This is a genomic window from Chengkuizengella sediminis (assembly GCF_010078385.1).
GTDB lineage: Bacteria > Bacillota > Bacilli > Paenibacillales > KCTC-33759 > Chengkuizengella > Chengkuizengella sediminis.
On the sequence record NZ_SIJC01000001.1, the window covers coordinates 349,545 to 364,042 of the forward strand.

Below are 14,498 nucleotides of genomic sequence, written 5' to 3' on the forward strand. Positions count from 1 at the left end.
AGTTCATAAAAAATTCATTTTATATACATGTTTAAATGTAGAAATCTGAAATAAAACCTCCCCACCACATTCTAGTGATTTGAAGGTTTCTTTGGTTATTTTAAAGAAGTTTTCCTCGGTACACTTCCTCAGCTGGACCCGTCATATATACATGATTATCTTCTTCATTCCATTCAATGAATAAATCCCCACCTTTTAAGGACACCGTTGCATTACGATCAGATTTTTCGTTTAAAACAGAAGCAACTACAGTTGCGCATGCTCCAGTTCCACAAGCTAATGTAGGACCAGCTCCTCTTTCCCATACACGCATATCCATGAAAGAAGTATCTCTTATCGAGACAAACTCCACATTAATTTTATTAGGAAATAGTGGGTGTTTTTCTAGTTTTGGACCCCATGTTGCTAAATCAAAATTCACTGCATCATCTACATAAATCACACAATGAGGATTTCCCATCGATACCGCTGTAAAATGAAATTGTCTACCTTCAACCTCTATAGGATAGTTCACTACAACATCTTGATCTATTGTAGTTGGTACTTGTTTCCCTTGTAATATTGGTTCTCCCATATCCACTTTTACGGTGTTCACTTTTCCTTGGTTTACGTTCAACCATACTTTTTGTGCACCCGCACCAATGGTTTCAATTGAAATTTCTGTTTTATTTGTTAATCCTTGATCGTATACATACTTTGCCACACAACGAATTGCATTTCCACACTGCTCAGCTTCTGAACCGTCCGAATTAATAATCCGCATCATAAAATCTGCCTTTTGTGATGGGAGAATATATACTAAACCATCTGCACCTATTCCAAAATATCTATTACAAACTTTAATCGCTAAATCTGAAGCTTTTTCTGGTAATTGTTTTTCCCCCGAAACAATAATGAAGTCGTTGCCTAAACCATTCATTTTTGTAAATTCCATTAAAATCACTCCTTCAATCTAATCTACAATAATTTAACATGATTGTTCAAGTAATAAAATAGATTTTAATACATTAATTTTGTATTCAGAAACGAAATCACTTTAAATAATACATTTTACATACCCATGCTTGTGAATCCAATCTCATTAAAAAGAACCTCCTAACCACTTACTAAGTGATTTTGAAAGTTCTTTAGATAATTAACCTTCATAGCTTTGCTTCACTTTTTGGATGTTTATATTCTGGGCCCCGCAAAAGTAATAGGATTAATCTTCCAGACTTATCCTCACTTTTGTGGGTATTGTTTTTCTGGGGTAAGTGTTACCTTGCCATCGGTTTGGAGCTAAATTTGATTCTTTTCTTTTTTCTAAACATTGTTTTAATTACACTTCCAGCCCCAAAGAAGAAACTCGGAATTCCTGCAAATACTAATACTAATGACCATTCATTTAAGCCCAAACCTACTGTTTTAAAAATAGGTTGAAGAGCGTCAATATATAATACACCTAATAACAACAATACAGAGGATAACACCGCTATAACTAAATACATATTTTGAAATATGTTTCGATGAAAAATTGACTGTGAGCTTCGACAATCAAAAACATGTATGAGTTGAGCCATCACAAGAGTTGAAAATGCAACCGTTTGTGCTCTAACTAACGTATCTGGATCTCCAGGGTTTTCTCTTAAGATAATCCAAAACGCAGCAAGTGTACATATCCCAATGACAATCCCACGACTAATAATTTTCCAACCTAACCTTCTGCCAAATATATTTTCCTTTGCTGGGCGGGGTTTTTGTTTCATCAAATCATCCTCAGCTTGATCTACCCCTAGTGCCATAGCAGGTAATCCATCGGTAACCAAGTTCACCCATAAAATTTGTATAGGAACTAGAGGAAGCGGCATTCCCATCATCATAGCAATAAACATTGTTAAAATTTCCCCTACATTCGAAGCAAGCAAGTAACGAATAAATTTACGAATATTTTCATAAATGCCTCTACCTTCCTCAATTGCTGACACAATAGTAGTAAAATTATCATCACTTAACACTAATGCAGATGCCTCTTTAGAAACATCCGTTCCCGTTATTCCCATCGAAATCCCAATATCAGCAGCCTTGATAGCAGGCGCATCATTTACACCATCACCTGTCATTGCTACAACATGACCTTTTCTCTGGAGAGATTTAACAATTCTTAGTTTATGCTCAGGTGAAACACGGGCAAATACATTCACATCATCTATCATTTGATCTAACTCATCATCTGACATTTTAGCGAGTTGTTTTCCATTGATTGTACGACCACCATCTTTATAAACAATTCCTAATTGTCTGGCAATCGCTTCCGCTGTTGTTTGATGATCTCCTGTGATCATCACTGTTTTAATCCCTGCTTTTTTACATTTAAATATAGCCTCATGAACTTCTTTTCGAGGAGGATCTATCATACCTGTTAATCCAACAAATATTAAATTATTTTCTAAAGCCTCATCATCATCTTGTGATTCTGACTTTCTTATATCTCGATAAGCTAAACCTAAAACTCTTAAAGCAGATCTGGCCATTGCTTCGTTAGCAGATAAAATTTTCTTTCTTAATGTTTCGTTCAAAGGGGTTACTTTCCCTTCCCATAGAACATAAGAACAACGATCTAACAATAAATCAGGTGCCCCTTTTGTACATATTAACTTTCCACCTTGATGTTTTACTAGGACAGACATTCTTTTTCTTTCTGAATCGAAAGGGAGCTCCTTTTCTCTTTGATATAAGTTTTGTAAGGAAGAATATGTCATACCTGCTTTAGCACCCAATACAAGTAAAGCCCCCTCAGTAGGATCTCCATCAATGCTCCAGTCTGATTGTTGCTTTTGGTTTCTTTTTTTGTTTTGTTTATCTGATGTTTTTTGCAAAGTAGCATTATTACAAAGGACAGATATTTGCATTAAACGCCGAATAGATGAATCTTTTTGTACATCCATCGTTTTTCCTTTATGTTTTAGCTCTCCCGCAGGTCTATAACCGTCCCCTGATACTTCTAAAATTTTATCTTCCATCCATAAATGAGTCACTGTCATTTTGTTCTGTGTTAACGTTCCTGTTTTGTCAGAGCAAATAACAGAAGCACACCCTAATGTTTCAACAGAAGGCAGTTTTCTCACTATGGCTTTCCGTTTTATCATTCGTTGAACACCAAGTGCAAGCGCGATAGTTACAATTGCTGGTAGACCTTCTGGTATAGCTGCAACAGCTAAACTTACACCCGCCAAAAACATACCGTACGTTGGTTGTCCATGTAATATTCCTGCAACAACAACCATAATCGTTAACCCAATAGATAATGCTATTAATATTTTACCTAACTGCTCTAAGCGATGTTGAAGTGGAGTCTCTGCTGATTCTGTATTTTGAATCAAATCTGCAATTTTACCCATTTCTGTATCCATTCCAGTTTTAACAACGATGCCTTTTGCAGTTCCTTTCGTAATCATAGTTCCCATAAAACCTAAATTTCGTTGATCACCCAAAGGAACTTCATCTTCTTCAATCGTTTCATGGTGTTTTGTCACAGATACAGATTCACCTGTTAATGCCGATTCCTCTACTTGTAATCCATTTGTATTAATAAACCTTATATCTGCAGGGATACGATCACCACCAGTCACTAAAATCAAGTCACCGGGTACAAGCTCACTCGCTTTAATACTCATCTCTACTCCATTTCTGATAACTCTAGCTGTGGGTGCAGACATTTCCTTTAAAGCACGTAAGGACCGTTCCGCTCTAAATTCCTGAACAAAACCTAATATACCATTCATAACAATGATAGCAATGATCGTTATAGCATCCAAATATTCACCCAGCAACCCTGATATCAATACCGCACCAACCAATACTAGTACCATAAAATCTTTAAATTGATTTAAAAATAATATAATAGGTGAAATCTTTTGTTTTTCGATGATCACATTTTCCCCAAACTCTTCTAGGTTCCTAGTTACTTCCTTTCCAGAAAGCCCCTCTTTGGCATTCACTCTGTATGTTTCTAACGTTTCATCTGTGCTTAGTTGGTACCATTTCCTTTGACTCATCACTTGTCCCCCTCCCTAAAACCTTGTCTAGGGTAAATGTATTCAGACAAGCCACAAATTATCACTTTTATAACGAACTTTTTAATCTTGCAAATATAGTATAAAATAAGGAGATACTTGCAAAAAAACTTTACTAAGTATTGATTTAGAAACAAGAAATGGAGCGTACAAAATATGGCTATAGACGGACTCGTTATTCACGCACTTATACACGAACTTCAAAATTGTGTAGGTGGAAGAATTAATAAAATATATCAACCCAACGAACATGACATACGTTTACATATAAGAGCCCAAGGGAAAAATCAAAAGTTAATCCTTTCAGCAAACCCCACTTATCCTAGGGCACATTTAACAGAAGGATCTTCTCGTAATCCAATGGAAGCTCCAATGTTTTGTATGTTATTAAGAAAACATTGTGAAAATGGCATTATTGAGTCCATTCACCAGATTGAACTCGAACGAATATTTCATATTAAAGTTAGACAAAGAGATGAATTAGGTGATTTTAATCGCAAAGTCATTGTAGTAGAAATTATGGGACGTCATAGTAATATTATCTTGTTAGATTTAGAAAAAAATATAATTTTTGATAGCATCCACCATATTAATGCCTTGATTAATAGACATAGAGTTGTTTTACCTGGCGCAGAATATATCACTCCTCCTGATCAAGGAAAAATAAATCCGCTAAATTGTTCAGAGGATCAAATGAATGAGTTATTTAGAAATACAGAGTTTGGAGAGGAAGAAAAATCTTGGCAGTTTATCCTAAATAACTTTAGCGGGATCAGTCCTATTACTGCAAAGGAAATCGTCAGTCGGTGTGAAATTTCATTAAATTGTTTAGTAAACGAACTTCTAAAGAATGAACAACAAAAGCAAAAATTAATAAAAACATTTATAAGACTTATGCAGCAATTAAAAAATAATCAATATCAGCCCACTATCTTAGAAACCTCCAATAAAATCTTATTTAATATTTTAGAGCTTACACATGTTCAAGGGAAGATGACATCCTTCAACTCCATTCATCAATGTTTGGATGAGTATTTTGGAAGCAAAGTTGAAAGAGATATTATGCGACAAAAGGTAGGGGATCTTCTAAAATTAATTCAAAATGAAAAAAATAAAAATATAAAGAAACTTAAAAAACTAAACAGAACAATAGAGCAAGCTGAGGAAGCAGATATGTACCGTATTTATGGTGAACTTCTTACCGCATCTCTACATGAAATCAATCGTGGAGATAAAGAAATAGAAGTGATCAATTATTATGATGAAGATCAGAGCAAAATTAAAATCCCATTAAATCAAAAGTTATCACCTTCAGAAAATGCTCAATCTTATTTTAAAAAATATACAAAAAGCAAAAATAGTGTATCAGTAGTTAAAGAGCAAATTGAAGTAACCCAAAAAGAAGTAGAATATTTAGACACCATTCTTCAACAAATGAGTTCAGCTTCTCTTGGAGATATAGATGAAATAAAAGAGGAATTGATCGAACAAGGTTACATTCGAAAACGTAACACTGGGAAAAAGAAAAAGAAAAAAAATGACAAACCTTCTTTAACTTGTTATACCTCAAGTGAGGGAATACAAATTTATGTTGGAAAAAACAATCTCCAAAACGAGTATTTAACCAATCGTTTTGCAAGTTACAAAGATACATGGTTACATACTAAAGATATACCCGGTTCACATGTTGTTATAAAAAGTACCGAGTTTGGAGAAAAAACATTAGAAGAAGCCGCCATGATTGCAGCTTATTTCAGCAAAGCAAAGGAGTCAAGTCAAGTCCCCGTTGATTACACACTTATTCGTCATGTGCGTAAACCAAATGGCTCAAAACCTGGGTATGTGATATACGACAATCAGAAAACGGTCTTTATCACACCTGAAGAAGAAGTGATTAAAAAGATGGAGCAGTGTATGAAATAGTTGAGAGTGTTTTTGAAAGTCAATAAATAGTATGCCAAACTAATGTGGCATACTATTTTTGTACATTAAGAATTTTCTTTCATATTGTTTACTATTGCATAGTCAATCAAATCGTGCATTTTCTCAATTGCTTCATCACTAAGTAAGTATTGATCTCCATCATCTAATAAAATGACATATTCATCCACAAACTTGAGATGATATAAATGTAATCCATCAAATTTAATAGTTACTTTAGAAGAATTAGGGTCAGTTATATTGGTATCATTAAAACCTTTATCATTAACAAAAAGTTGTACCCTAAAATTGTACCCTGAAGGTTCATTCTCATAATCATTTGATATTTTTTTGGCACCTTTCATAGCTTGTACAAAATCATAGATATCATCATTTGAATCCATTTTTTTAGACCAGACGACATTAAAAACGTCATGTGTTGCAGTAGGTCTAGATCTATATACTTCAATAGAAATAACATCAGCAGCATCTAGTTTATGATAATTACCCCATACTTCATCAGATACTTTCATATCACTACAACTAACAATTATTATGATGAAGCATAATACAACCAAGACTCCTATATTGGTTCTAATCAAACTACTTACCCCTGTTCTTTACAAATGATATTTTAATTTCTTTTATTTTTCAGCATTGATAACACTTTTATATTTATTTTTCTACCACCAATTGGAGCATGAAACACTTCACCATTTCGTTCACCGTGAAAATCAGAACCTGCTGTTACGACCAATTGATATTTATTAGCTAACCTAAGATACTTCTCCTCTTCCTCAGAGCTGTGATCCGAATGGTATACTTCTAATCCATCTACCCCATGTTGAATTAACTCTTCGACCAATTCATCATTTTCATATAATCCAGGATGTGCGATCACGGCAACACCACCTGCTTGTCTTATCCAATCCACAGCTTCAGAGGGATGAATACGTGGAGGGTTTACAAACGCTTTTCCATCTTTGCCGAGATATAATTCAAATGCTTCCTTAATCGTTTTAACAATTCCTTTATGAACTAGTACTTCAGCAATATGCGGTCTTCCTACTGTTTGTCTTGTTTTTTTCTTTGGGGCCAGCTCTAAAACATCATCCATCGTAATTTCTATACCTAGATCTTGCAGTTTTTTAATCATCATGTCATTACGAATAGATCTAACATCGCGAAGTTGATCTAACCGCTCTAAAAAAATGGTATCTTCATAATTTATATAATAACCAAGTATATGAATATCCAATTTATTAGCAACAGTACTAATTTCAATACCTGGAACAACGTCAATTCCAATTTTTTCACCTTCAGCTATTGCTTGCTTTAATCCTGAAACAGTATCATGATCCGTAATTGCCACACCAGCTAAACCCTTTTCTTTTGCCATTTTTACATTTTCGCTTGGAAGATGAAGTCCATCAGACGCTAATGTATGTGTATGAAGATCTACGTATTGATTGCTATTACTCATGTTAAGTCCAACTTTCATTTAGAATATTTCGATTGTTATTTTATTTTCTTCATTCGGATTATTCTTCAGAGCTTCCCTTCACTTTTTGGGGTTGCTTATAGCCATTTACCTAAATCACGTTCTCTAAGAAATTTCAAAAAGGTGATGGCTGAAATCGGTAAAATAGCAGTGTTTATATGTACCGAATAAAAATCTCTTTTAAAAGAAATACCATGGATAGTTTTAGTATGTAACAAACCTAAGGTTTTTTCATGTTTAACAGATGAATGTGAAAGTATGGATATACCAGAACCTGATTCCACAGCTGATTTAACTGCACCTGTACTTCCTAATTCCATCACGATATTCATAGCGTTTACTTCAACCCCATGTTTAGATAATTCTTTTTCCATTACCTGTCTAGTTCCAGAACCCTGTTCCCTTAAAATAAAAGGATACTTTATTACATCTTCTAGCATTATAATATCTAATTCCAAAAGAGGATGATTTGAAGGTAAAATTAATGTAAGTTCGTCACTTAAAACAGATTCCGTTTGCAAATCTGGATGATGAATCTCCGCTTCTATTAATCCAAACGTTAATTTATGTTTTAATATTTCATCTAATATTTGAGTTGTATTATTCACTTTTAAACTGACTGAAATATCTGGATATTCAGATGAGAAGGGTCCTAAAATTCTTGGTAAAATGTATTCACCTATAGTAAGACTGGCACCCAACTGTAATCTAGCTTTTAAAGAGTGTGTAAATTTAGACATTGCCTCATCTGTTTCTTTAATTAAATGAAAGCTTTGTTTCGCATACGGCAATAAAGCCTTCCCTGCTTCAGAACAAACTACTTTTTTTGTTGTACGATGAAACAATTTAGTACCAAAGTGTTCTTCAAGCGCTTGTATTTGCATCGTTACAGCAGGTTGAGTCATATGTAAAAATTGTGCAGCCGCTGAAAAACTACCTTTTTCAGCAACCGTAAAAAAAATATGAAGTTGATGAAAATTCATGGGAATCATCCTCTCCATTTCAATCGCAACTTTTAATTAGATGCATGTATACACTATTATATATAAAGTATCCCATAAAAGTGAAGAAAAATAAAAAGTAGAGAAGAGGAATCCCCGATTGCGGATGTTACTTTCCTGCAATCGGGGATTCTTTTTAGAGATTTGTCATACTTCAGTATAATGACATGCAGCCCAATGACCCGGTTTAATCTCTTGGAATTCTGGTTTAATTTCCTCACATTTATCAGAAGCAATCGGACAACGTGTACGAAAAGCACACCCACTTGGTGGATTAATCGGGCTAGGTAAATCACCTGTTAATACAGTCCCTTCACGTTGTTCCTCAACATCTGGATCAGGTATCGGAATGGCAGACATCAGAGCTTTTGTATACGGATGTAAAGGGTCTTTGTATAGTGTGTGACTATCCGCTAGTTCCACAATATTTCCTAAGTACATGACAATGACTCTATCACTGATATGTTTCACCATAGATAAATCATGTGCAATAAATAAATATGTTAATCCAAGTTTATTTTGTAAATCCTTTAAGAGGTTTACTACTTGTGCTTGTATTGAAACGTCTAAAGCAGAGATTGGTTCATCACAAATTATAAATTTAGGATTCACTGCTAAAGCTCTTGCTATTCCAATTCTCTGCCTTTGTCCGCCTGAAAATTCGTGAGGATAACGATTTGCATGGTCAGGGTTTAAACCGACCAAATCTAATAATTCTTCAACTCTTTTTACACGATCCTGCTTACTTGAACTTAATTTATGTATATCTAACGGCTCAGCTATAATATCGCGCACCGTCATTCTGGGGTTTAAGGAAGCGTAGGGATCTTGAAAAATCATTTGCATGTCACGACGTTTTTGTTTTAATTCTTTTGAAGATAATGAGAACATATTTTCCCCATTTACTAACATTTCTCCACAAGTAGGTTCATACAAACGAAGCATCGTTCTTCCAACTGTAGATTTACCACATCCAGATTCTCCAACCATTCCTAAAGTTTCTCCATTTTGAATAGTGAAATTGACACCATCTACTGCTTTTAATACTTTACCTCTTCCAACTTGAAAGTGTTTTTTTAAATTCTTCACTTCAATTAATGGTTGATTCATAATTTCACCCCTTGTGCCATCGGATGCATTAACCAACATCTAGAATGCTGACTTTCAGAGATTTTATAGAGATCAGGATCCTCTTGTTTACAAATATTCATCGCATCGTCACAACGATCGCAAAAACCACATCCCTTTGGAGGACTAATTAAATCTGGTGGAGTGCCAAATATCGGAACTAAGGAAGTTGCTTTTTCTTGATCTAATCTTGGAATTGATCTAAGCAATCCTCTAGTATACGGATGCTGAGGACTTTTAAAAATCTCACGTTTTGTGCCTTGCTCCACTACTTTTCCTGCATACATCACAACAATACGGTCACAAAGGTCAGCTACAACCCCAAGATCATGGGTAATGAGTATTATCGACGTATTCATCTGTTTCTGGAGGTTTTTCATTAGCTTCAAAATTTGTGCTTGGATGGTCACATCCAAAGCCGTTGTTGGTTCATCCGCAATTAATAATTTCGGGTTGGATGCTAATGCGATTGCGATCATTGCCCTCTGTCTCATACCTCCGCTAAATTCATGTGGGTACTGATTGATCCGTTTCTCAGGCTGAGGGATTTCAACTAGCTTTAATAGTTCTATCGCTCTTTCAGTTGCAGCTTTTGGACTCAATCCTTGATGTTTAATAAGTCCCTCTCGAATTTGTTTCCCAACTTTCATAGTAGGATTTAATGAAGTCATTGGGTCCTGAAATATCATCCCAATTTCTTTTCCACGAATCTCAAACATATCTTTTTTGGATTTCGTAACAATTTCCTCGCCATTAAACAATATAGAACCTTGTTTGATTTCCCCTGGCGGCATCGGAATTAATTTCATTATCGTTTGAGCTGTTACACTTTTTCCACAACCTGACTCTCCAACAATCGCAACAGTCTCTCCTTTAAGCACATCGAAACTTACTCCACGAACAGCTTGTACTTCTCCAGAATAAGTCTGAAAGGATACGTGTAAATCCTTTACTTCTAACAACTTTTCCAAATGAACCACCTCCCTTATTTGCGTAATCGTGGATCAAGTGCATCACGTAATCCATCACCTAAAATATTAAATGCCAATATCGTTACACTGATAAAAAATGCTGGGAAAAATATTCTCCAAGGAAAATAACGTAATGCCTGTATCCCATCACTTGCCATCGTTCCCCAACTAGCGATCGGCGCCTGAACACCCAGCCCTAAAAAGCTTAAAAAAGCTTCTGTAAATATAGCTAATGGAATCGTTAGTGTCATCGTAACAATAATGGGTCCCATGGCATTAGGTATTAAATGTCTAAATAACAAACGTTTTGTATTTGCACCTAATGAACGTGCAGATAATACAAATTCTTGCTCCTTTAATTGAAGGATTTGCCCACGTACAATTCTTGCCATGGTGATCCAGCCTGTCACCGTCAATGCTAGGATCATAGTGCCTAATCCTTGTGGTAATACAACCATTAACATTATCACAACTAACAAATAAGGAATCCCGTACAAAATATCACAAATACGCATCATTACTTCATCTACTCGTCTACCAAAGTACCCAGCAATACTTCCATATATGATACCAATGGTCAAATCTATTAATGCTGCAACAACCCCAATAAATAGTGAAATTCTAGCACCGTACCAGGTACGAACAAACATATCTCTTCCTAAATCATCCGTTCCAAACCAATGCTCAGCCGAAGGAGCTATGTTTTTGTCTTCAAGTACTTGTCCTTGATACTCATAGGAGCTTAAAATGGGTGCAAATATAGCCACGAATACTAATATAATCAATGTAAATAAAGCAATTATAGCTAATTTATTGCTTTTTAGTCTAATCCAAACATCTTGCCAATAATTTAAACTTTCCCTGGAAATTTTCTCAGCTTGTCTTACGTCTTTTATATAAGGTTTAAAATGTTCTGGAGTTAAGGTTGTTTTATTAATATTCATTAACATCCCCTCCTTTAACTTCTCCTCCTGTAATATTAATCCTTGGATCAATAATTCCATACAACATATCCACTACAAATACCATTAACACAAGAATAATACTGTAAAAAACGGTTGTACCCATAATAACTGTATAATCTCGATTTGTTATGCTCTGGACAAACTGAGTACCTAATCCAGGGATGCCATAAATATTTTCCACTACAAAACTACCTGTTAGTATACCAGCAGTTAAAGGACCTAAATAAGTAACTACTGGGAGAATAGCATTGCGAATCGCATGTTTAATTAAAACCATACTCTCTTTTAACCCCTTGGCTCTCGCTGTTTTAATATAATCCTGCTGTAAAACCTCCAACATGTTAGAACGTGTTAAACGAGCAATAAAAGCGATTGGAAGTGCGGATAATGATAATGCGGGGAGTACATGGTGTAAAGGGGTTTCAAATCTTCCTGCTGGAAAAATATCCAGCTGTATGGCAAAAACATATTGTAAAAATACCGCCAGAATAAAGCTAGGAACAGACATACCAATCACAGCGATTACCATTGCTGAATAATCCTGAAATTTATTATGATATAATGCCGCTAATACGCCAAAAAACAATCCTAAAGCGATGGATAAAAATAATGCCTCTAACCCTAAAACTAACGAAATTTTAAATGTTCTGTTAATGATATCATTCACTGTTTCCGCTTTATATCTAAAAGAAGGACCTAGATCCCAGGTTACTACTGATTTAACATAATCAAAATATTGTATAACTAGAGGTTTATCTAAGCCATAATGCGCTTCTAAAGTTTTTAGAATTTCTACTGGAACTTTTTTTTCAGCTGAAAAGGGTCCACCAGGAACAGCTCTCATTAAGAAAAAGGTTGCTGATATAATAATCCAAAGCGAGATCAAAACAAAAATCAAGCGACGTAAAAGAAACCTAGTCAAACCGTGCCACCTCCATTTTTACAAATAATGTATCTAAATAGTCTTTAAGGTATATGGAGTTTCTCCATATACCTTAAAGTCATAAAGTCTGTTTTATTTAAATGATATTATTATTCAAAATGTGCCCATTTTAAATCCGTATTTCCTAAACTATCAAGGAAGATATCTTTTATTTCAAGATTAGAAACATAGTTATAAGTATAATAATACACTGGAGCTATTGGCATTTCGTCCATGAAGATCGCTTCTGCATCTTTTAAAAGTTGAGTTCTAGTTGTTACATCCCCCTCAGAATAGGTTAGATCTAACAAACTAGTGTACTCATCATTGTGCCAACGAGTGTTGTTGTTTCCGCCTAATTCCTTAAATATTTCAAGAAAGTTGATCGGATCGTTGAAATCACCAATCCAACCATAACGAGCGATTTGGTAATCCCCTTCATCAATTTGATCTAGGTAAACTCCCCATTCCGCATTTTCTAGTGTTAGTTCAATTCCAAAAACCTGTCTCCATTGCTCTTGAACCGCTTGAGCAATTTTTTGATGTCCTTCACTAGTATTGTGGCTAAGCACTAATGGAGGCAAATCAGCTGCGCTGGCATATCCTAACTCTTCAAGAGCATCATCAAATAACTGCTTTGCCATTTCTATATTATTATCTTGAAAATAAGGTTCTTTAACTAACTCCATATTTGGAGGAACAAGCCCCATTGCAGGGATTTGCTCACCTTGCGCTACGTGGTCAATAATAGATTGACGATCAATTGCGTATGCAAACGCCTGACGCATTTTTTTATTATTGAAAGGTTCTTTTTCTACATTAAATTTATACATATAAGTTCCAGTTCGAATTTGAGTAGTTAATAATCCTTGATCTTTTAAAATTGGTAATGAGTCTGTAGGTAAAGAAGAAAACGGAGATCCTGCCCAATCTAATTCCCCATCTTCATATAAAGCTAAAACGGTGCCCTCATCTTCAACTACAGCATATATGATTCGATCTAACTGTACTGTATCTGCGTCCCAATAATCATCATTTTTAACTAGCTGAACTTCATTACCATGCTCCCAAATATCCAATTTGAAAGGACCATTGCTAACATATAAATCACCAGCATCATTAGCCCATGTTTCATTAGCTTCTACAATTTTTTTATTTACTGGTTTATACGTTGTAAATGCTAAGAGCTCCATGATATAAGGAGTTGGGTTTTCAAGTGTAACTTCTAGCGTTTTATCATCTATCGCTTTTACCCCAACATCATCCATGCTTCCTTCTCCTGTATTGGCTGCTTCCGCATTTTTAATGTAATAAAGCTGATATGCATAATCTGCTGCAAATGCTGGTTCCAATACACGTTTCCAAGCATATTCATAATCATGAGCTGTTACTGGATCACCATTTGTCCAACTGTGATCTCTTAAAGTAAACGTATAGGTTAAATAATCATCTGAGATTTCTAAGTTTTCAGCTCCTGCTAAAGCAGGACCATCAGGAGTAACACGGGTTAAACCTTCAAAAACTCCACGAAGAACAGTAGATGAAGTTGTATCAGTTGCTTGACCTGGATCTAAAGTGGGTGGTTCACTTGGAAAACTTGCACGAAATACTTTTTCTGTCATTTCTTCACCAGGTGTATTTGCTTCATCATTATCATCTTTTTGATCATTAGTATCATCTGTCTTCTCAACCTCTTCTGGTTCTGTCGTCGTATCTTCAGAACATCCGACTAAAGCTAACCCCATTACAAATATTAAAGCTAAAACTGTCAGGAAACTTATTTTGAACCCCTTTTTCATCATTTATTTCCCCCTTATTTTTTTTGCCATCATCTATCGAATTTATGATAGTTTTAAGGAAAAATGATCCACTTGAATAAAAGCACTCAACCAAATGAAGCAAAACTCTCTTTCTACATTACAATTTAACAAGCGGATCTGCTTTTGTATTTTAAAAAACTTTATCCGGGGAGATTTAGTATTCATAAAATAAGCACTATTTTTTCCTAAACTTTCTAAATACGAAAAATGTGACCGTG

11 protein-coding genes are annotated in these 14,498 nt (G+C 35.0%); 1 reads left to right on the forward strand and 10 read right to left on the reverse strand.

What is annotated here, in order from left to right; all coding sequences use genetic code 11:
• Positions 1-100: 100 nt before the first annotated feature.
• A complete protein-coding gene (gene dapF, locus EPK97_RS01700; RefSeq protein WP_162034867.1) occupies positions 101-934 on the reverse strand; it encodes a diaminopimelate epimerase in 834 nt (277 codons plus the stop codon).
• A gap of 322 nt (positions 935-1,256) precedes the next feature.
• Positions 1,257-4,034: a calcium-translocating P-type ATPase, SERCA-type gene (locus EPK97_RS01705; protein ID WP_162034868.1), complete on the reverse strand. Its 2,778-nt coding sequence runs from the start codon at positions 4,032-4,034 to the stop codon at positions 1,257-1,259.
• Between the two features lie 174 nt (positions 4,035-4,208).
• On the opposite strand from EPK97_RS01705, the gene EPK97_RS01710 reads away from it, so the two are divergent.
• Positions 4,209-5,975, forward strand: a complete 1,767-nt coding sequence (locus tag EPK97_RS01710) for an Rqc2 family fibronectin-binding protein (protein ID WP_162034869.1) — start codon at positions 4,209-4,211, stop codon at positions 5,973-5,975.
• Positions 5,976-6,040: 65 nt separating this feature from the next.
• Here the strand turns inward: EPK97_RS01710 and EPK97_RS01715 are convergent, their stop codons facing one another.
• From EPK97_RS01715 to EPK97_RS01750, 8 genes are all read right to left on the reverse strand, one after another.
• Positions 6,041-6,574: a hypothetical protein gene (locus EPK97_RS01715; protein WP_162034870.1), complete on the reverse strand. Its 534-nt coding sequence runs from the start codon at positions 6,572-6,574 to the stop codon at positions 6,041-6,043.
• A 32-nt stretch (positions 6,575-6,606) separates the two neighbouring features.
• Positions 6,607-7,455, reverse strand: a complete 849-nt coding sequence (locus EPK97_RS01720; RefSeq protein WP_162034871.1) for a PHP domain-containing protein — start codon at positions 7,453-7,455, stop codon at positions 6,607-6,609.
• A 95-nt stretch (positions 7,456-7,550) separates the two neighbouring features.
• Positions 7,551-8,462, reverse strand: a complete 912-nt coding sequence (locus EPK97_RS01725) for a selenium metabolism-associated LysR family transcriptional regulator (protein ID WP_162035429.1) — start codon at positions 8,460-8,462, stop codon at positions 7,551-7,553.
• Between the two features lie 159 nt (positions 8,463-8,621).
• Positions 8,622-9,584 carry an ABC transporter ATP-binding protein gene (locus EPK97_RS01730; RefSeq protein ID WP_162034872.1) on the reverse strand — a complete coding sequence of 321 codons (963 nt, stop codon included), beginning with the start codon at positions 9,582-9,584 and terminating at the stop codon, positions 8,622-8,624.
• A complete protein-coding gene (locus EPK97_RS01735; protein ID WP_162034873.1) occupies positions 9,581-10,573 on the reverse strand; it encodes an ABC transporter ATP-binding protein in 993 nt (330 codons plus the stop codon). Before EPK97_RS01735 ends, EPK97_RS01730 begins: the two co-directional genes overlap by 4 nt.
• A gap of 14 nt (positions 10,574-10,587) precedes the next feature.
• A complete protein-coding gene (locus EPK97_RS01740) occupies positions 10,588-11,517 on the reverse strand; it encodes an ABC transporter permease (protein WP_162034874.1) in 930 nt (309 codons plus the stop codon).
• Complete coding sequence (locus EPK97_RS01745) at positions 11,507-12,460, reverse strand: ABC transporter permease (protein WP_162034875.1); 954 nt, start codon at positions 12,458-12,460, stop codon at positions 11,507-11,509. The genes EPK97_RS01740 and EPK97_RS01745 overlap by 11 nt, the downstream gene beginning before the upstream one ends.
• Positions 12,461-12,570: 110 nt before the next feature.
• On the reverse strand, positions 12,571-14,262 hold the full coding sequence (locus tag EPK97_RS01750) for a peptide ABC transporter substrate-binding protein (RefSeq protein ID WP_162034876.1): 1,692 nt from the start codon (positions 14,260-14,262) through the stop codon (positions 12,571-12,573).
• Positions 14,263-14,498: the final 236 nt, after the last annotated feature.

Bases quoted from the DNA above. Each gene is read 5' to 3' on its own strand.
- EPK97_RS01710 (WP_162034869.1), top strand. From the start codon at position 4,209: ATGGCTATAGACGGACTCGTTATTCACGCACTTATACACGAACTTCAA.
- dapF (WP_162034867.1), bottom strand. From the start codon at position 934: ATGGAATTTACAAAAATGAATGGTTTAGGCAACGACTTCATTATTGTT.
- EPK97_RS01750 (WP_162034876.1), bottom strand. From the start codon at position 14,262: ATGATGAAAAAGGGGTTCAAAATAAGTTTCCTGACAGTTTTAGCTTTA.
- EPK97_RS01730 (WP_162034872.1), bottom strand. From the start codon at position 9,584: ATGAATCAACCATTAATTGAAGTGAAGAATTTAAAAAAACACTTTCAA.
- EPK97_RS01705 (WP_162034868.1), bottom strand. From the start codon at position 4,034: ATGAGTCAAAGGAAATGGTACCAACTAAGCACAGATGAAACGTTAGAA.
- EPK97_RS01720 (WP_162034871.1), bottom strand. From the start codon at position 7,455: ATGAGTAATAGCAATCAATACGTAGATCTTCATACACATACATTAGCG.
- EPK97_RS01740 (WP_162034874.1), bottom strand. From the start codon at position 11,517: ATGAATATTAATAAAACAACCTTAACTCCAGAACATTTTAAACCTTAT.